This window comes from Moorena sp. SIOASIH, assembly GCF_010671925.1.
Classification (GTDB): Bacteria; Cyanobacteriota; Cyanobacteriia; order Cyanobacteriales; family Coleofasciculaceae; genus Moorena.
Genome location: NZ_JAAHIH010000009.1, coordinates 63,377 through 82,170, shown reverse-complemented (window position 1 = coordinate 82,170; position 18,794 = coordinate 63,377). Strand labels below are relative to the sequence as shown.

The window sequence follows — 18,794 nt, the reverse complement described above, 5'->3', positions numbered from 1 at the left end:
ATCAAAAAAAACAAACCCTTTACCCCTGCTCCCTGCTCCCTGCTCCCTGCTCCCTGCTCCCTGCTCCCTTGAGCTGCTGAACTATTCAATTTAAATTAAGACCAGCTTACTGTCATAAATTAAGGCAACTTCCAAACTTTAAGACTATCATCTCTACTGCCACTTATTAAGGTTTTTCCATCGGGACTAATCGCCAGAGAACTCACCCAGTTTGTATGACCAGTGAGGGTAGTTTTTAACTCCCATGTTTCTAAATCCCAAACCTTAATGGTATTATTTGCACTCCCACTAACCAAGGTCTTACCATCGGGGCTAATCGCCAGAGAATGAACATAGTATATATGTCCAGTCAAGGTATTTTTTAATTCACCAATTGTCAAATCCCAAATCTTAATATTACGGTCTAGACTACTACTAAACAACGTTTTCCCATCAGGGCTAATGATTAGAGAAACAACGGAATCTTTATGACCGGTGAGGGTCTTTTTTATATTACCTGTATCCAAATCCCAAATTCTGATCGTATTGCCCCCATTCCCACTAACTAATGTTTTGCCATCAGGGCTAATCACCACCGAACTAACCCAATTCGTTTCCCCCGTTAAGGTTTGTTTCAGCTTACCAGTATGTAAATTCCAAACTTTGATAGTTTGGTCATAACTGCCACTTACTAACGTTTTTCCATCGGAACTAATCGCAACAGAACTAATAAAACCCTGATGACCAGTAAGATTCTTTTTCAGCTGACCCCTTTTCAAATTCCAAATCTTGATAGTGTTGTCATCACCACCACTAGCAATATTTTCTCCATCAGGAGTAATAGCGACAGAATAAACATTACCATCATGGCCATTAAGAGTTCTAACTAACTCACCTTTCGGCAAATTCCAAATTTTTACAGTATGATCATTACTACCACTTACCAAATAGTTACTATCAGGACTAACCGCAATAGAACGCACTGAGTTAGAGTGTCCATTGAGAGTAGTTTTGAGGTAGGTACTGCTGGGTAAACCAGCAATCAAAAAACTTAGATTAGACGGAAAGGTGTGATAGCGAAAATATCCATATCCTTGAGTAATTAATCCTAGAGATAATAAATAAACTCCTCCCATCATCACTTGTTTTTTTAACTGCTCATTTTGTCTTAATGACGTTAAAAAGTTCAGAAAAGACTCGTGATACTTAGAGGTTGATTGAGAGGGATTAGCAGAGGGCGCAGACTGAAGCTCCAACACCTCCAAGACTTGGTCTACAGACTGATAACGGTGCTGATAGCTTTCTGGGAGCAGTCGATCCATTATCCACCACAATTGCTCACTCACCGGTTGCTTTAAATGCTTTCGCCAACTATTTACCCAGCGATAGCCTTGTTTCTTCCACAAATCCCAAGGATGAACATTGGTCAGCAAATGAAAGCAGGTCGTGCCCAAACTGTATAAATCACTAGCAGCATAGGCTTTACCTCCCTCCATTTGTTCCATAGGCACATAGCCAAAGGAACCGATAGTGGTGCCAGTGATATTAGCCATGACCGTAGCCTTCAATTGCTTGGCTATCCCAAAATCGATTAGTACTAGCTGATTCTTTTTTTCAGATCCTTGAGCCGAAGCAGGACGGCGAATGATATTACCTGGTTTAATATCTCGGTGAATCACCTTCTGTTGATGGACAAACTTGAGAATAGTTAGCAGTTCAAATAAAAGATCCCTAATCTTGTCTTCACTGAACGGTCCTGCTTCTGCCAACTCTTGCTCTAAGGTTTTCCCCTCGATATACTCTTGGAGCAAATATAAGCGCTGATCTTCCTCAAAGTAAGCTAGCAAGGTAGGGATTTGGGGATGTTGTCCCAGCCTTTGCAATTGTTTTGCCTCTTGCTCAAATAATTCTCGTGCCTTTTTGAGTGCCTTCGTTCCCTCAAGTTGGGGGGCTAGCTGCTTAATCACACAGTATTCATCCAATTTGTCCCTATCTTCTGCCAGATAGGTTTTGGAAAATCCCCCATCTCCGATGGGTCGAATCGGACGATAGCGGTTTTTTAGGAGTACTAGTTTGTTACCACAGCTTTGGCAAAACTGGTTATCATCCGGATTAATGGGATTCTGGCAATCGGGATTAAGACAGCAGATCATACTGGCAGGTCATCAGGGAATTTGGGTATGACTAGGCCATTAAGAGGGTAGTTTTTTTCTGTTGATTTTCCTCTTAAGAGGGAGCATGTCACAGTTAAATGACATACGGTAGTAATTACGGTAGAAATTCCCTGGTATCAGGATGGTTTCGGTAGATACTAGCCATAGATGCTAGCTCTAGATGCTAGCCATAGCTGTTGGCTAATCGGCTACAGTAGCGGTCAGCCCTTCTCGCTTTCCGGTCAGATTTGGCTAATGGGATTAAGTGATGGAATTAAGGATTTGAGCTGTTTAGCAATCCTTATGATTAAGGGTGCTGGTTAATTTACTTTCCATAAATGATTTTAGCAGAATTTTAGCAAACGCGATCGCAATCTGGTTAACCCGTTACAGGTTATTGGTTACAGGTTACAGGTTATTGGTTACAGGTTACAGGTTACAGGTTATCGGTTATCGGTTATCGGTTACAGGTTACAGGTTACAGGTTACAGGTTACAGGTTACAGGTTAGGCGGTTATTAAACCTTCAACCTTGGCCTTTCGGCCACGCTACGCGAACAACCTTCAACTTTCAACCTATTTTTAGGTTACAGGTGACCCGGTTATTAAACCTTCAACCTTCAACCTTGGCCTTTCGGCCACGCTACGCGAACAACCTTCAACCTTCAACACTATTTAAACAACTGGACACGATATCACTTCTTTAAGGGAAGTTGTTATTTGGTCATTTTTATTATATACTATTATCGGAATAGTTAGTTCAAGTCCCCTCAATGAGTAAGCACGTTGGTACTACTGAAGCAGCATCTTTATTAGGTATTTCTTCTCGGCGATTGCGCCAACTCCTAGAGAAGGGTCGGGTTCGGGGTGCCTATAAAAGTGGGAAATTCTGGATTATTCCTCTGTTCAACGATTTGCCACAAATCACCAAAGGTACCCGTGGACCAAAAGGCAAATGGCGTACTACTCGTCCTCCTGCTTTGGCTAAGATTAATGTCAACCGCAATCGCATTGGCTCCAATAACCACAAAAGCCCTGAAGACCGGCTGCCAGTGATTTCAGTAAAACGAAGCGGCAACAATCTATACGGCAATCAGATCGAAATCATTGGTCCGTGTCGGATTGTCTATCAGCCAGATAATCCACTCGATTGTGGAGCTCGTTTGTGGATCGAAACCTTTAGTGATGTCCACTTCATCGGTGGCAGTTTCCCTGCTACTAGCTGATACTGTTTAATCCCAGTCAACAGTAATTTTTCAAAAACAACTAGGAACTATACTTTCTCACGGAAGTCATGGATTCATGGTGGGTACAGCTAACGGCTGATACCTAAATGCTTACCATGGTGGTTCATTATGCCTAGGTATAAAATAACGACGCTACCAGATATAATCTGATCTATCATTCTGTTATCCGATCTATTACTTCTTAACTACCATGAGAGCGTCTAATCGAATTCCCCTAGTTTTGTTTCTACTGCGCCTCAGTGTTTTTATAGTAATGCTGATGTGGACAATCGATAAATTCGTGCGTCCTGAACATGCAGCTGCGGTCTATGAAAACTTTTACTTTATTAGTGGACTCGGTAACAGCATTTTTATTATTATTGGCGCTATCCAGCTAGTAATCATCCTAGGATTTTTACTAGGGTGGAAAAAACGATGGACTTATGGTAGCGTATTAGTATTTCATGGGATATCAACTATCTCATCCTATCAGCAATATCTAAGCCCATTTTCTGATCCTAATTTGCTATTTTTTGCCGCCTGGCCAATGTTAGCAGCTTGCTTTGCCCTTTATTATCTTAGAGACCTGGATACCTTGTTTGTTATCAATAGACGATAGGTAATATAAACACAAAAATCTGGCGTTCAAGTTGAAAGTTGAAAGTTGAAAGTTGAAAGTTGAAAGTAAAAAAAAACTAACCTAATGAGGTACACAAGATTTTTTCCATCTTACCTATTGCCTATTGCCTATTGCCTATTGCCTATTGCCTATTGCCTATTGCCTGTTCCCTGTTCCCTGTTCCCTGTTCCCTAAAACCCAGGAATCTGTACCTCACCCAATTGAAAACTGCTGTAATTATGAAATATTGGCGGGAAACCTGTGCTGTAGCACAGCGAATCTTGATTGAACTATGGCGAAGGCAGCGTAGCCTATTATTTTGGAGTATTTTTCCAATTACTGTGCTATTTCTCAACGGTTTGATTATGGCAGAACAGGCTCAGCTATCAACCGCTGAAGCATTTGAACGTGCTGCCCCAACTACTCTTGTGGGTGCTGCTTTGTTTTTTAGCTGCTTGGGGGGTAGCGTCGCCACGGTAGTCTCAGAACGAGAGCAGCACATGCTCAAGCGTTTATTTATCTCTCCATTAGGGGGCATATCCTATTTCTTAGGAATTTTTTTGGCTCACAGCTGCATTGGTATAGGTCAATCCTTAGTGGTTTATACCATAGCAGCATTTTTGGGGGCAAGGTTTCAAGGTTCCGTGTTGCTAGGGGTATTGATTATTTTCCTGAGTATTATTGCTTATGTGGGAGTGGGATTTTTTCTGGGAACTCAATTAGGGCGGCGGACTGAGGACGTTAATGCCTTAGTGGGAACTGTCGGTGTACCTCTATTAATTTTGGGGGGTGCGTTTTTACCCACTGCTTTGTTTCCGGAACAGTTACTGGAAATCGCTAAGTTTAACCCAATTTATCATATGAACGAAGCCTTGTTGGGAGTATGGGCTGATGGGAAGGGTTTGGTGGAAATCGAGTCTCATTTCTGGTTTTTGTTTGGCTTTGCCTCAGTGATGGTGATAGTCGGATGGTTGTCATACCAGGGGATGGTTCGGGTAGAGAGAAGATTGTGATTATCCACGGGAGTTTTGTGCAGGGTAACCTAGTTTAAACCATTGAAGAATGAGGAGGTTTGCACAAAAAAAATAAACTCAAGTATAGTCGGGTCAGTTACTTGTTACCTAGTACTTCTATAAAATCATCCGATTATCGTAAAAAAAGTCTGATTAAATTGCCTTAGTATTGCTCAAGGTTTAACTAGTGCTAAATATCCATAAATTAAGTAAGTCTTACGGTAATCGAAACGTTCTGCGGGATTTAACCCTAAATATTCCAGCGGGAGAAATATATGGTTTACTCGGACCCAATGGTGCGGGTAAGACAACTACTATCAATATCATCTGTAACTTACTACGAGCGGATAGTGGTGCGATCGCAATCAATAACCAACCAGTGTCCGAGGCAACGAAAAAGCTGATTGGGGTTGCCCCCCAAGAGAATTTACTGTATCAAACCCTTAGTTGTCAAGAAAACTTGTATTTCTTTGCTCGTCTGTATGGGTTAGATGGTCAGCAGTGCTCTAAACAAGTTTATGCTGCCCTTGCTGCGGTAAATTTATTAGAGCGGGCAAAAAGTCCGGTGGAAACCCTCAGTGGTGGGATGCAGCGACGGATGAATATTGCTGTGGCTCTAGTGCATCAGCCCAAATTACTGATCTTAGATGAGCCTACGACAGGCTTAGATATTGAAGCCCGATATGAAATTTGGGACTTGATTCGACGTCTTCAGCGCCAGGGAATTACTATTTTGCTGACCACTCATTCCCTTGATGAAGCAGAACGTCTTTGCCAGAGAATTGGCATTCTTAAACAGGGACGGATTGTGGCAGAGGGGAGTTTGGTTGAGTTACGGCAAAAGATTCCCGCTCAAGAAATTGTGGTAGTAGATACCCCTCAAGAAGAACAAGCGATCGCTCGTGCCCAAGAATTAGGCTTTACTCATCGCCGCTATGGAAATGATTTAGCCTTTTGGCTACCAGAGTCTTTAGACCTGAAGGATATTATTGCTTGTTTTGATGGGATTCCCCTCGATTCCATTGCTCGTCAGCCAGTGCGGCTGGAGTATGTCTATGTAGAGGTTACATCAAATCTGGTTGAATGCTGGTCACTTACTCAAAGAAGTTAGTGGTTAGTCGTTAGTCAGAGTGTCTTGATCTCTACTAACTACTGTAGGGGCAAACAACTGTTCGCCCCTACTAACCACCAACAAAAAAGAACAAACTGGACATTCTGGGTGATTAACGATAACAATCTACAAACCATTCCCTTTGCTAGACAGCTGAGCCGCAACTTTCCTGAATACGTACAGCAAGCCCTCTGATGACAAAAGACTCATCTGGGCCAGGATATAATCACCTAAGTGGGTAGTTGCTGACAGCACAATCAACCCCGATTCTTGGTCAAGCAAGCGCTCAATCAATTCAGCCTTTTCCTCTACAGATAATGTTTCGGCTAGACGCCAAACGCTATCAACCTTATTAGACTTGGAGTTAATGTCAATTACGCAATTCTTATACATTGCCTTACTGCCCTTAAATAACTGATGGGATTATAGAATTGCTGAGTTGACCGCCGTAACCGTAAATCTACTTAGAGAGAATAGACCACCTCTGCAATTCTAAGTAAATTCCTCAAGGTTAATCAACCTGTTAGGGTTAATCAATGTTTTGTCTTCACAGGGATATTATAACCCTTTTTTTCAGGATTTGTCACGATTTCCAGATATCAAGCCAGAGCCTTAACCTGGTCTTCATTTAAATTCCATGGTTCTGACAGCAGGGGAGCATCAATCCCCCCTAACCCCCCTTAGCAAGCCAGGGCTGTTTCATTGTCGGACTAAAATGTGATTGGTGGGGAGATAGGGAGATAGGGAGATAGGGAGATAGCGGTGCGACCCCGCGCTTTTTCAAAGCTAAGCGTGAACGCGCACCGTCGGGAATTTTTATTAATAAAAAGTGCGACCCGTGGCGAATTTAATAATTAGATGCGGAAAGCGCACCTTAGGTATTTTTAACCTTAAAAATACCCTCTCCCCAGCACCCCACTTCCCTTGAAGTTACAGTAGTTGAGGGTAGCCTTTATGGTCGGCAGGTTATGGGCAACAGGTTTAAGTTTTTGTAATAAGGCTACCCTCTTCAAGGTTTCATCCCTTTCACGCCTATTGACCTGACAATTTATCCCAAAGAATGAAACAGCCCTGCCCTTAGTAAGGGGGGAATGGGAGCAGGGTAGAGGGTTTTACGGTTTTTTGCTAACTGAATAATATCCAATTTAAATGCGCAACAGCTTAACTTCAAAATGCCTAAAAAAAATTGGTATTTTGAACGTTTAAGGTTGATTTTTATTACCCTGTTACAGATAATTAAAATTTAGTTGAACAGAGCATTTAAACCCCCAAATGTCTTATGCTTATCCTTGGGATTTTACACGATGATTGGACTAAGCTAATATCCCTTTAAAACCGTGTCTGTATGCATGATATCAAATATAGTTTTTTTGAGTTTAATGAGGTACACATATTTTTTTAACTCTTCCCTCTTCTGACTTTACTGCTCCGAAGCTCCGTTGGCGTTCGCGCAGCGTCCGTCGGACAAAGCCCGCGTGGCCCACAGCCTTAGCTCCCTGCTCCCTAAAACCAAAAAAAATGTACCTTACTAGCTTAAAAAGCGCTATACTATAATTGAGACAACTATTGCTACTATCTAAACTGATAAGATGAACCCTAATACCGTCAGTTTACCGGCTAGGCTCGAATTAATTATTGACTTAACTGACGAGCAATTTTTTCAGCTTTGTCAAACTAACCGTGACTTGAGATTCGAGCGTACAGCTAAAGGATAATTAATTATTATGCCACCTACGGGTAGCAAAACTAGCGTACGCAATGCTGATCTAACGTATCAGTTAAGAGCTTGGAGTCGCCAAAATCAGCTAGCAAAATCCTTTGACTCTTCCGGTGGTTTCAAACTTTCCTCGGGTGCAGAGCGCTCTCCAGATGCGTCTTGGGTGAAAATTGAACGGTGGAATGCTTTGACTCAAGCGGAAAAAGAAAGATTTGCTCCTTTGTGCCCCGATTTTGTGGTTGAATTAATGTCTCCCAGTGATTCCCTGGAAAAGACACAGGCCAAAATGAGGGAATATAGGGATAATGGCGCAAGACTGGGATGGTTAATTAATCGCCAACAGCAGCAAGTATAAATTTATCGTCCCGATCGAGATGTGGAAATTTTAACTAGTCCACAAACATTATCAGGAGAGGATGTTTTGCCAAGGTTTGTTTTGGATTTGCTTCCAATCTGATGACTAGTTTTTGTCTGTTTGTAATAGACATCTCGGAAACTAGTCAACTTCTTGCCAATTGTTCGGTCATTAGGATTTTATATCAAGTCCGGTTAAATACCCATAATAAAAGTGTATCGAAGGCAGAGGGCAGAAGGCAGAAGGGTGCATCTCAATGCATGAAATTATGCAAAATTATCATAAAATTATCATACTTTTCACAGTTTACACACTTCCCACACTTCCCACACTTCCCTTGTTTTTTACAAATATGAGATGCACCCTGATCGACTGCATCAAGAGACAGGGTAGTAATTTTTATGGAGAGATGTTAAGCTATCCAAGACTCGTTTTGTCAACTGTTTTAAAAACATGACGCGATCATAATTTAATTTTTAAATAGCACCATACAGCTTGGTACTTTTTTTTAGACATAATTTATAACCATCAACACTTCTGGTCGAACCAAGTAATAATACAAGTAAGTTAAGGTACTGGTAGACTGACCTAATGTTAAGAAAACCTAAAAAAATATCAACGATGCTATGGGTTGTGGTAATAATATTCCTGGGTAGCCTGACCACTACCTGTAGCTTTTTACCAGCCATCACAGCAGAAGAACGCACCTTCCTCAACCTTTCCGTGGACTTCTTAGGGGAGTATCAACTGCCCCAAACGGAGTTCAAAAATACAGTAGTGGGAGGGTTGTCAGGATTGACCTATGATCGGGAACGCGATCGCTTTTTAGCGGTTTCTGATGATCGTTCTCGATTAGCTCCAGCTCGATTCTACACCCTAAAACTAACTTTCAATCCCACCGATACAGGAAACATAGGGATTGAAAACGTAGAAGTGGAAGATGTCACTTTTCTTAAAGATAAAAATGGAGAAACCTTTGTAAGGGGTACCCTGGATCCAGAAGGGATTGCTTGGTCTGGAAAAGATTCTGTATTTATCTCTAGTGAAGGGGCTACTAATCAAGGCATTGCTCCATTCATTCGGCAGTTTGATATAGCAACAGGACAACAGTTGCAAAATTTAAAAATTCCCCAGCGTTATCTACCGAATGACACTGACCTAGAAACAGTCAGTAATGGTATCCAGGATAACTTAGGCTTTGAGGCATTGACCTTAGAACCGATCAGCCTAGCTGCAGCAAGTGGGCAAGAGTCATTTCGCTTATTTAGTGCCAGTGAGTACTCCCTACACCAAGACCAGCCAGAAGCAGATACCGAACAAGCAGCGGGAATTCGTTGGTTGCACTATTTGATTGGAGACGTTACTCCTCCAATGCTGGTTAGTGAACATCTTTACTTACTCGAGCCAGACCCCCCTAACACCCTTTCTCACGGTTTGACTGAGTTATTAGCAGTGGATACCGCAGGACATTTTCTGAGTTTGGAGCGTACCTATGGTTTCTTTGGATTTAGTGCCAAACTTTATCAAGTGGTGATGGGTGGAGCAACCGATACCACCAAAATTTCTACTCTCAAGGGTAATATTTCCAAGATTAAGCCCCTGCAAAAAAAGTTGTTGTTGGATTTGAGTGAATTGGGGATTTACTTAGATAATTTAGAGGGAATGACCCTTGGTCCGCGCTTGAGTGATGGCACTCAGAGTTTAATTTTGGTGAGTGATAACAATTTTAGTGAGGCTCAGGTGACACAGTTTCTGTTGTTTAGGATTAAAGGTTTGACATAGCCCAAAGGTAAGCTATCAGCTATCAGCTATCAGCTATCAGCTATCAGCTAATGCGCACGCTACTTGAGGTGCTATAGCACTACGCATTAAAGTTAGGACATTGATACAAGCTGAAAACCTCTTGTAGTAAACTTTAGCATGCATGCCTCTTGCCTCTGACCGCTGTTCGCGTAGCGTGAGCTAAAAGCTCACGGCTGAATGCTTACGCCCAAAAAAACCAGAGGTATTCCCAAGCTCTCGCCAGTAAGCTATCAGCTATAGCGCTGGGCACAGGAAATACGGAATAGGGAACTTTGGATCAGGGTCATGATGGGTGCTTGTCAACTAAAGGTTTTAGCCATTGGTCTTGATGCAGAACCCAAACCATAAGCGACTGAATCAAGACCATGTATTTTGACATCCTCCCCGGCATGAAAGCACGGGGATTCCAAACATCACTGTTTGGGCTTCCTCTTTCGACGAGCTGACTTACTTAATTGAGTTTCCCCTTTTAAGCAGAGATCAATCTCTCCAGAGGCGTTGATTTCCGTCTGCCCGACGGTATTTGAAAGCTGTTTCAGTGCAGATTTAAGAATATTTATTGCAGCGTTTTTATCACGATCTGCCCTATAGCAACAATGGGGACATCGATGAGTTCGAGTGCTGAGAGTTTTGACAACTTTCTCACCACAATTTGAGCAATCGGTAGAAGTATATGCCGGATCAACGGCAATCACTGGCACTCCATAAACTCTCCCAAAATACTCTAACCATTCTCTAAACTTGTACCAGGCTGCATCATTAATCGATTTGGCTAGTTTGTGGTTCTTAACCAAGTTCTTAATCCGTAGGTTTTCAATGGCAACCAAGTCGTTAGACTGGATGACGTGTTGAGCTAATTTACAAACCCAATCGTTACGTCTGCGTGAAACCTTAAGATGGGCTCTACCTAATCTATTTATGGCTTTTTTGCGGTTTTGACTTCCCTTTTGGGTTCTTGATAAACGACGTTGCAATTTCTTGATTTTGGCTTCATCTTTTCTCAAAAACCGTTCGCGTAGCGTGCGCTTTGCGCAGGGTTATCTATCTGTTCACCAGAACAATCAGTGTAGAAAAAGTTAAGTCCAACATCTAGTCCTGTCTGCTTTCCTGTGAGTTCTTTATTCTCCTCTCTAGTATGGTCTATCAGAAACTGGGCATAGTATCCGTCATGCCTTCTAATCACTCTTACTCGTTTAATTTGTTTGAGTTGATAGAAATGTAGGTCACGACTCCCCCAGAGTTTGAATTTACCCGCTTGAAACTTATTAGAAAATGTTAAATAACGTCTATCTTCCGAAAGTTTCCACCCTGTTGTTTTGTATTCAACAGATGCTCGAATTTGGGACTTTTTAAACCGAGGAAAACCTTTCTTCCCAGGAACTTTCTGCCTGCAATTGCGATAGAACCGTTCAATTGATGCCCAAGCTCTTTCTGCGTGTGCCTGTCGAGCCATTGAGTTTAATCGACTGACCCAGGGGAATTCTGGATTGTCCGACAACACCTTACAGTAGCTATAGGCATCGTTGCGGTTTTTAACATCACCATCCATCCATGCTCTGATAATGCTGTTACGAACAAAACGACCAGTACGGATGGCTTCATCTAGCCTCCTATACTGGGCTTGTGTTCCTTGCAGTTTCATCTCGTAGACGATCATGTTTATCGTGATTGACAACGATAAACTTATGATAGCATAAGTTGACCGTCGTTCTAGGACGGGGCTAATGACCCGCTTTTTTCGGTAAAGATACCAACTGCATCAAACACTACTTCATCCGAAGTTCCCGCTATTCTAAGTTCAACACTTCTGGTAATGACTCATTCTACGGATATCGCTACTTTAGCCCGCTGGATGGCAGCTGATTTTAGTAACCAAGAGCAGGCGTTTGAGAATCCACCATTGTATGCTCACATCCGCGTCTGCATGCGTCCTCTACCTTGGTCAGTGCTAGATGGATGTAGCTTGTTCCTTGAGCAAGCCTATGACTATATGCTCAACACCCCCTACCGAGTGCGGGTACTAAAGATTGTTGAGCTAGACGGGCAAATCAAAATCGAAAATTACAAGGTTCAGGATGAAAAACTATTATACGGAGCTTCCCGTGATTTAGAACGTCTAAAATCCCTGAGTGCCCAACAGTTAGAGAAGCTTGCTGGTTGCACGTTCAATGTTACCTGGACTGGTCACAGCTTCAAAGCCGAAGTAGAACCAGGTAAAGCTTGCTTGGTAGTGCGCAATAGTAAAGAAACCTATCTCGATAGCAGCTTTGAAGTAATGGAAGAAAAATTGATTAGTCTTGACAGGGGACGTGACCCCCAAACCGATGAACTAATTTGGGGTTCGATTGCTGGAGCATTTCACTTCTCACCTAGGACTAGCTTCGCTTCAGAAGTGCTGATCCCAACTCCAGAATTTACTGAACTACAGACTTGACTCTTACCTTGGGGGTTCAAAGTAAAAAAATGTTCCATACAAACTGCGATTAGAGCTAAACGGTTCAGCTTAGAGTCAAGGGCTTCGTGGAATCCCTAAACACCAATGTTCTAATACCTATAAATTAATTAATGCTCAACAAGTCCCCCAAACCTGATACATTTAGCGAGTAAGGTCACGCAAGAAGGTCAAGCAAGTTGGATCAACGGACTATAAACTACTAATAACTAATGACTAATAAATAATAACTAATGACTAATCAATAATCACTAATTATGCGAATTGCTTTTTTCACTGAAACATTTCTACCCAAAGTTGATGGCATCGTGACCCGGTTGCGCCACACGGTGGAACATTTGCAGCGTAACGGTGACCAAGTGCTAGTTATATGCCCAGAAGGGGGACTAAAAGCCTACAAAGGAGCCAAAATTTACGGCGTTTCTGGCTTTCCCCTACCCCTGTATCCCGAATTAAAGCTAGCCCTGCCACGACCCTCAATTGGTGGGGTATTAGAAAAGTTTCAGCCAGATTTGATCCATGTTGTCAACCCAGCAGTATTAGGGTTGGGAGGGCTGTATTATTCCAAGGTAATGAATATTCCCTTGGTTGCCTCCTACCACACCCATTTACCTCAGTACCTCCAGCACTACGGATTGGGTATGCTCGAAGGAGTTATGTGGGAGTTAATTAAGGTTAGTCACAATCAAGCTGAGCTGAATTTGTGTACCTCTAATGCTATGGTACAGGAATTAAGAGACCATGGTGTTGAACGAGTAGACTTGTGGCAGCGAGGTGTGGATACGGAAACTTTCCAACCAGAGTTAGCTTCATCCCAAATGCGATCGCATCTTTCCCAAGGACATCCAGACAGCCCCATACTCCTTTATGTAGGCCGTCTTTCTGCTGAAAAAGAAATTGAGCGGATTAAGTTAGTGCTAGAAGCAATTCCCAACGCTTGCCTAGCATTAGTAGGAGATGGACCCCACCGTAAGGAACTAGAAGCACACTTTGCTGGAACCCCGACTCATTTCGTGGGTTACCTTACCGGTACAACACTCGGTTCTGCCTTTGCCTCTGCTGATGCATTTATCTTTCCTTCTCGCACAGAAACCTTAGGACTAGTCTTACTTGAAGCCATGGCAGCAGGTTGTCCGGTGGTAGCAGCTAACTCTGGAGGGATTCCGGATATTGTCACGGATGGGATGAATGGGTATTTATACGATCCAGCAGATGAGCAAGGAGCGATCGCAGCAACCCAGCGTCTGTTAGCACAACAGCAGGAACGGGAAACTCTGCGCCGCAATGCTAGAGCAGAAGCTGAACGCTGGAGTTGGTCAGCTGCTACACGTCAATTGCAACGTTACTACCAGGCAATCGTGTTTTCCGAATCCATGTCTTCCGCTGCTTGACATACTCCCCCGTTAAATCGGAGATGATAACGGGGGATTCTCACAATATGTGATTCAAGGTTCAATCAGGAATGTCTAGGACGATTATTCCGAGGGTTAACCCGGCAGATACTAGCAAAAACTGTAAGTATATCCATCCTTTCTGTGTATGACTGATATGTCTTGAGGCTTGCAACTCTTGTAGCCTTTTGTTCCTAGTGGAGTAAATCCGAAACTTCCTTTGCTTCTGGGAGTTACTTTGCCTATTCCTATTTTCTGGTGTTTGGCTATGTCGCCAGTAGCCCAACCTTTAATCGGCTTCAATGGGTTATGCCTAGTTGGATAGCCGTATTTGTTAAGTGCTGCTTTCTGTCTTCCTCCTTGTCCAAAGCAGACAACTAACAGTGGTTGAGAGGTTCTTACCACTAAAGTTTCAATATTACCGACACAGGCCGCATCAACCCAGTGCTTTTTAGATAAACCCAATCTTGTTCGGTTGTACTTGGTCATAGCACCAGTTCCAGTGACCACAGGCAAAATTTTCTTGAGCACCTTTACTACCTTGTTCCGAGTCATATTTACTGCGGCAGCATCCCTTAATGGCGAAAGCGCCTTGTTTTTTATTTTCTGTAGTAGACTGGGTTTCTTCTTGAGGAATTCCTCTATAGGTCTGTTCCCTTTCCGTTGATTACATTTCTCGCAAGCCAGACAAAGATTGCTGACTCGGTCGCTCCCACTTTTTGATTTTGGGTGAATGTGCTCAATCTGTAAAGGGATATTTTGCTTGCCACAATAGGCGCATTCTCTGCCCCACTTTTCAAGTAAATACTCTCTTACTTCGTAGCCAGCTAGTTCCCCTTGCTGGTATTCAATACCACTAATTTCAGGATTCTGCATTTTTTGGGTATCAAACTTAACTCTTTCGACCCAAATCTCGCTAACCGGGCAAAACTTAATCAGTCGTTTAACCCAGGTTTCAATAGTTAGAACTCTGTGCTCTAAACTGGGGGAAAGCCAACCCTCTGGACGTTTACGGTTAAGGAATCTAGGTTTTCTGTAACGAGTATGACGATTACGTCGGCCACGTCTTACCGCCTTTCTAGACTCTAATTTTTTCTTGATCAACCCTCCTCTGTGTTCTAACTCCATTCCCCAAATGACTTGGTTGTTTTGAACTAAAGCAAATCCAGTTGTCTGGCTGCCAGGGTCAATTTTGATTTGACATGGTGAGACCCTTGGATTATCGACCGCAGTCTTCAATATGATCGTGAACGGATACATCCGTGCGTACCGCAGCTTTACCTTTGTCTAACAACCGACGAGCTTTCTTTGGTGTAATAGGGTTTAATTGTCGTTTGTATCAATAATAAAAACATAATTTTGCATGATTAATGCATCTCAATTCGGTAATGTGTTCCTAGACAATGTTGGGATGGCTTGTGTTTTGCTAACCACACATTTTGCCTTTATCTTAATGATTAGCGACAGAGCCAGAAGCTGGAGTTAACCCCTGGGTGTCATGACCAAACCAACGTAGGAAGTAAATCCTGAGTCTGCATCCTAGCTGGCAATTCCGGAAATTACCGGGAATTGCCAAGGCTTACACTAGGAGACAACTTCTTGAATTAGGTTTCCGATACTTTTTAGCTACCAAAGTCTACCAAGATAGACCAAGGCCCGCCAATGCAAGATGCTTTCACATCCAGGGGGTATATCCGCTCTGACGGAATATCCCGCGAGCGCCATAAAAATGTCAAAAAAGTTGGTTCCACCGGGATAGAGAGCGCAACTATTAAACCCTTGGTTTTCGGCTTTAATTTAAGTTACATAATAATCCCTGTCGGTGTTACCCTAATTTAATTCTAACAAATAATAAGAGTTTTTGGTAGACTCTGCAACATTTTTTCTAGCTGTTTACTAACCTCCTCCCGACATTGAGGTAAGCATCCCACAGGTCTGACACCAGTAGCGGTTTTAGGTGTTAGGTGTGAAGTTTTAATCACCTAAGGCTTAATTAAGCCTGCCTAATTCAAGGGTTTATGCCTAGTCATAGGGAGCATGTCAAGGAAGGGTTTCATGGTCTCAGGGGGCGTAATGAGGTTGAGCTTACTGACTTTATTACAAAATCTTATCGAAAACTTAACTATTGTAATTGTATAATCCTTAACAGATTTAGGGAAATCTATACTCTAAAGAAGTACCCCCTAGGGTACTAATTTTTACTGTAGAGATATGCCAAACTTGTAATCAGGATAGGGATATCCTCAGATCTACTTATATCCAGGGTGTCAATTCATGTTCTTGAAGTCAAAGACGATAGAAGACTTATCAACGCAGCAATTCTTATCTGCCCAGTTGACTTGCCCTCACGCGCCTCCAAAGGCAGGAGCAGACGAAGTATGACAAGACCGAACACCAGTAGTGTTACTGCTACACTAGCTCAGTTAACTCAACCCTCACAAACCAGCAATCTGATTGATCGCATCAAAACGCTATCCATTCCTCAATTTAGCTGCTGGTTAGATTTCTTTGCTGCTGATTTCCAACAGTTTCTAGGAGCGATCGCACTGATCAACAATGATGCTCTGGAAACTCGGCTAGAGCAGGTGATAGAGGCTTTAACCCTAAAAGTTGGCCAAGTCCTACAGGCAGACCAAGCCACTATTTTCATGGTTGACACCGACACAGGTCAACTATGGGCAAACATTCCCCAACGCCACACGGACAAAACCATAGAACGCCGCATTCCCCACAATCAGGGTGTTGTCGGTCATGTTGCCGCAACTGGCAAGTCTTTCAATACGTCAGTTGCTTACCATCATCCCCTATTTAACCCAGAATTTGACGAAATCCCTGGCTATCGTACCCAAAGCCTCCTGTGTATGCCAATTTTTAATAGCAATAACCAGGTGGTTGCTGTAATCAATTTTTTGAATAAAACTGGCGGTGTGCCGTTCGATAGTACCGACGAAAAGCAATTTCGGGACTTTGCTGACCACCTTGGCATCATCCTCGAAGCCTGCCAATCGTTTCAAAGAGCCGCTCGCAACCAACGGGGAGTGATTGCTCTGCTCAAGGCAACTGAGTCTCTGGGGAAGAGCCTGAAGCTCGAACAAACCCTAAGTTTAGTTATGGAGCAGGCTCGGGATCTCATGCAAGCGGACCGCTCTACCCTATTTTTGCTATGCCAAGATCGCAATGAACTTTGGAGTAAGGTAGCTACAGCTGATGGACAAAACACCATAGAAATCCGAATACCAGCTAACCGAGGTATTGCTGGTTATGTAGCATCTACTGGTGAGCCGCTCAATATTCCAGATGCCTATAAAGACCAGCGTTTTGACCCGAGCACTGACAAACAAACCGGTTATCGAACCCAAAGTATTCTTTGTATGCCGGTCTTTAACTCCAAAAATAAATTAATCGGTGTGACCCAGTTAATCAACAAACACCAAGGCTACTTTACCAGCTCTGATCAAGAGTTTATGCGGGCGTTTAATATTCAGGCAGGCATAGCTCTGGAAAATGCCCAGCTGTTTGAAAGCGTCCTGATTGAAAAGCAATATCAGCAAGATATTCTGCAAAGTCTAACCGACGCAGTGATTTCCACTGACATGCAGGGACGAATTGTGATGATCAATGATGCAGCGATTAAGTTCTTAGGTGGTCCTAATCGTAGAAAAGGCAGTCCCGATTGGAAATTCTGGCAGTCTAAGCTCACTGGTCGATACATCTGGGATGTAGTGCCCATTGAAAATCTCCAGTGGCGTTGGCAAGATAGCTTGGCTACGGGGACTCGGCATTATATGCCAGAGCAAACTCTCAAAATTGGTATCTATAAACCTCCTCAAGGGGATTCACAAGGGTTACCATCCATGGTCCTGGCAATGCCAAAGTGGGATGACCCAAATGTTTATGTACCCTGGAATGAAACACCCCAGAATGAAACACCCCAGACAGAATCTTCATCAGTTACTGATTTTTTGTCAAAATACCAAGTTCAGGAAATTGAACGCAGTCTGAACCTAAGCGTCAATCCTTTGCTCAACCCAGAGGGAAGTGTGCGGGGTGGGTTGGTGGTTTTAGAAGATATGACTCGTGAGAAGCGTATGAAGACAGCCATGTATCGCTACATGACTCCACGGGTTGCTGATCAAGTCTTAGCCCTAGGGGAAGATACCTTAATGCAGGGCAAGAAGCAAGAAGTAACAATTCTATTTTCCGATATCCGGGGCTACACAAACCTAACAGAACATCTCGGAGCAACAGAGGTGGTATCGTTGCTCAACAAGTATTTTGAAACCATGGTAGAGGCTGTATTCAATCATGATGGCACCTTGGACAAGTTTATTGGAGATGCCTTGATGGCGGTGTTTGGAGCACCTTTACCCCTGCCAAATCATGCTTGGAAGGCTGTCAAATCAGCTCTAGATATGCGCTCACGCTTAGCAAAATTTAATTCCAATCGCAGGGGTAACAACCAACCGGAAATCCGGATTGGGATGGGAATTAGTTCTGGAGAAGTGGTTTCCGGCAATATCGGCTCCCAAAAACGGATGGACTATACGGTTATTGGAGATGGCGTGAATCTAAGTGCTCGTCTCGAAAGCGTTACCAAAGAGTATGGCTGCGACATTATCTTGAGTGAGTCTACCTATAACTTGTGCCGCGATCGCATTGTGGTGCGGGAGTTAGATCAAATCCGGGTCAAAGGTAAAAACCAAGCCGTTAGGATTTATGAATTAATTGGCAAAACCGACCTATCCCTTAACGATCAAACAAAACGGTTCCTCGATTTGTATCAAGCAGGGCGTAATGCTTACATCAAACGAGACTTTCACCAGGCACTCAAGTATTTTTATGATGCACTAGACATACAACCAAATGACCGGCCTGTCAAGACCCATATTAACCGAGCTAAAAACTATTGTGATCATCCTCCTGATGATTCCTGGGATGGAGTTTACACGATGACCACGAAGTAAAGAATGACGTAT

The 18,794-nt window shown here is 43.0% G+C and carries 12 protein-coding genes and 2 pseudogenes; 10 read left to right on the top strand and 4 right to left on the bottom strand.

All coding sequences use genetic code 11. From position 1 onward, the window contains the following. Positions 1 to 119: 119 nt before the first annotated feature. The gene (locus tag F6J90_RS39875) at positions 120 to 2,132 is read right to left on the bottom strand and encodes a WD40 repeat domain-containing serine/threonine-protein kinase (protein ID WP_293107389.1); all 2,013 of its coding nucleotides are present in this window, start codon (positions 2,130 to 2,132) and stop codon (positions 120 to 122) included. Positions 2,133 to 2,550: 418 nt separating this feature from the next. On the opposite strand from F6J90_RS39875, the gene F6J90_RS39870 reads away from it, so the two are divergent. The 5 genes from F6J90_RS39870 (at position 2,551) to F6J90_RS39850 (ending at position 6,100) form a co-directional block, all read left to right on the top strand. Further along, positions 2,551 to 2,838: a hypothetical protein gene (locus F6J90_RS39870; protein WP_293107386.1), complete on the top strand. Its 288-nt coding sequence runs from the start codon at positions 2,551 to 2,553 to the stop codon at positions 2,836 to 2,838. A 66-nt stretch (positions 2,839 to 2,904) separates the two neighbouring features. Further along, positions 2,905 to 3,357 (top strand): helix-turn-helix domain-containing protein, encoded by a 453-nt coding sequence (locus tag F6J90_RS39865; protein WP_293026083.1) that lies wholly within the window; start codon positions 2,905 to 2,907, stop codon positions 3,355 to 3,357. Between the two features lie 211 nt (positions 3,358 to 3,568). After that, positions 3,569 to 3,976 carry a hypothetical protein gene (locus tag F6J90_RS39860; RefSeq protein ID WP_293107383.1) on the top strand — a complete coding sequence of 136 codons (408 nt, stop codon included), beginning with the start codon at positions 3,569 to 3,571 and terminating at the stop codon, positions 3,974 to 3,976. A 239-nt stretch (positions 3,977 to 4,215) separates the two neighbouring features. Next, positions 4,216 to 4,989 carry an ABC transporter permease gene (locus tag F6J90_RS39855; RefSeq protein ID WP_071107985.1) on the top strand — a complete coding sequence of 258 codons (774 nt, stop codon included), beginning with the start codon at positions 4,216 to 4,218 and terminating at the stop codon, positions 4,987 to 4,989. 187 nt (positions 4,990 to 5,176) lie between these two features. Beyond that, positions 5,177 to 6,100, top strand: a complete 924-nt coding sequence (locus tag F6J90_RS39850; RefSeq protein WP_293107380.1) for an ABC transporter ATP-binding protein — start codon at positions 5,177 to 5,179, stop codon at positions 6,098 to 6,100. Between the two features lie 126 nt (positions 6,101 to 6,226). Here the strand turns inward: F6J90_RS39850 and F6J90_RS39845 are convergent, their stop codons facing one another. Next, complete coding sequence (locus tag F6J90_RS39845; RefSeq protein WP_071105972.1) at positions 6,227 to 6,493, bottom strand: hypothetical protein; 267 nt, start codon at positions 6,491 to 6,493, stop codon at positions 6,227 to 6,229. Positions 6,494 to 7,689: 1,196 nt separating this feature from the next. Here F6J90_RS39845 and F6J90_RS39840 point away from each other — a divergent pair. Then, positions 7,690 to 8,274, top strand: a pseudogene (locus F6J90_RS39840) (Uma2 family endonuclease). Between the two features lie 519 nt (positions 8,275 to 8,793). Then, a complete protein-coding gene (locus F6J90_RS39835; RefSeq protein WP_293107376.1) occupies positions 8,794 to 9,954 on the top strand; it encodes an esterase-like activity of phytase family protein in 1,161 nt (386 codons plus the stop codon). 434 nt (positions 9,955 to 10,388) lie between these two features. Here the strand turns inward: F6J90_RS39835 and F6J90_RS39830 are convergent. Beyond that, positions 10,389 to 11,632, bottom strand: a pseudogene (locus F6J90_RS39830) (transposase). 156 nt (positions 11,633 to 11,788) lie between these two features. Here F6J90_RS39830 and F6J90_RS39825 point away from each other — a divergent pair. Both F6J90_RS39825 and F6J90_RS39820 read left to right on the top strand, forming a co-directional pair. Beyond that, positions 11,789 to 12,409 carry a chromophore lyase CpcT/CpeT gene (locus F6J90_RS39825; protein ID WP_293107373.1) on the top strand — a complete coding sequence of 207 codons (621 nt, stop codon included), beginning with the start codon at positions 11,789 to 11,791 and terminating at the stop codon, positions 12,407 to 12,409. Positions 12,410 to 12,684: 275 nt separating this feature from the next. Then, a complete protein-coding gene (locus F6J90_RS39820) occupies positions 12,685 to 13,818 on the top strand; it encodes a glycosyltransferase family 1 protein (protein ID WP_293107371.1) in 1,134 nt (377 codons plus the stop codon). Between the two features lie 111 nt (positions 13,819 to 13,929). Here F6J90_RS39820 and iscB read toward each other — a convergent pair whose 3' ends face one another. Continuing rightward, positions 13,930 to 15,078, bottom strand: coding sequence for an RNA-guided endonuclease IscB (iscB, locus tag F6J90_RS39815; RefSeq protein WP_366514005.1), 1,149 nt, complete (start codon positions 15,076 to 15,078; stop codon positions 13,930 to 13,932). Positions 15,079 to 16,196: 1,118 nt separating this feature from the next. On the opposite strand from iscB, the gene F6J90_RS39810 reads away from it, so the two are divergent. Beyond that, on the top strand, positions 16,197 to 18,782 hold the full coding sequence (locus F6J90_RS39810) for an adenylate/guanylate cyclase domain-containing protein (protein WP_293107368.1): 2,586 nt from the start codon (positions 16,197 to 16,199) through the stop codon (positions 18,780 to 18,782). Positions 18,783 to 18,794 lie beyond the last annotated feature (12 nt).

Coding starts and splice junctions, on each gene's coding strand:
- F6J90_RS39875 (WP_293107389.1), bottom strand. CDS start 2,132: ATGATCTGCTGTCTTAATCCCGATTGCCAGAATCCCATTAATCCGGAT.
- F6J90_RS39865 (WP_293026083.1), top strand. CDS start 2,905: ATGAGTAAGCACGTTGGTACTACTGAAGCAGCATCTTTATTAGGTATT.
- F6J90_RS39860 (WP_293107383.1), top strand. CDS start 3,569: ATGAGAGCGTCTAATCGAATTCCCCTAGTTTTGTTTCTACTGCGCCTC.
- F6J90_RS39855 (WP_071107985.1), top strand. CDS start 4,216: ATGAAATATTGGCGGGAAACCTGTGCTGTAGCACAGCGAATCTTGATT.
- F6J90_RS39845 (WP_071105972.1), bottom strand. CDS start 6,493: ATGTATAAGAATTGCGTAATTGACATTAACTCCAAGTCTAATAAGGTT.
- F6J90_RS39835 (WP_293107376.1), top strand. CDS start 8,794: ATGCTATGGGTTGTGGTAATAATATTCCTGGGTAGCCTGACCACTACC.
- F6J90_RS39825 (WP_293107373.1), top strand. CDS start 11,789: ATGACTCATTCTACGGATATCGCTACTTTAGCCCGCTGGATGGCAGCT.
- F6J90_RS39820 (WP_293107371.1), top strand. CDS start 12,685: ATGCGAATTGCTTTTTTCACTGAAACATTTCTACCCAAAGTTGATGGC.
- iscB (WP_366514005.1), bottom strand. CDS start 15,078: ATGTATCCGTTCACGATCATATTGAAGACTGCGGTCGATAATCCAAGG.
- F6J90_RS39810 (WP_293107368.1), top strand. CDS start 16,197: ATGACAAGACCGAACACCAGTAGTGTTACTGCTACACTAGCTCAGTTA.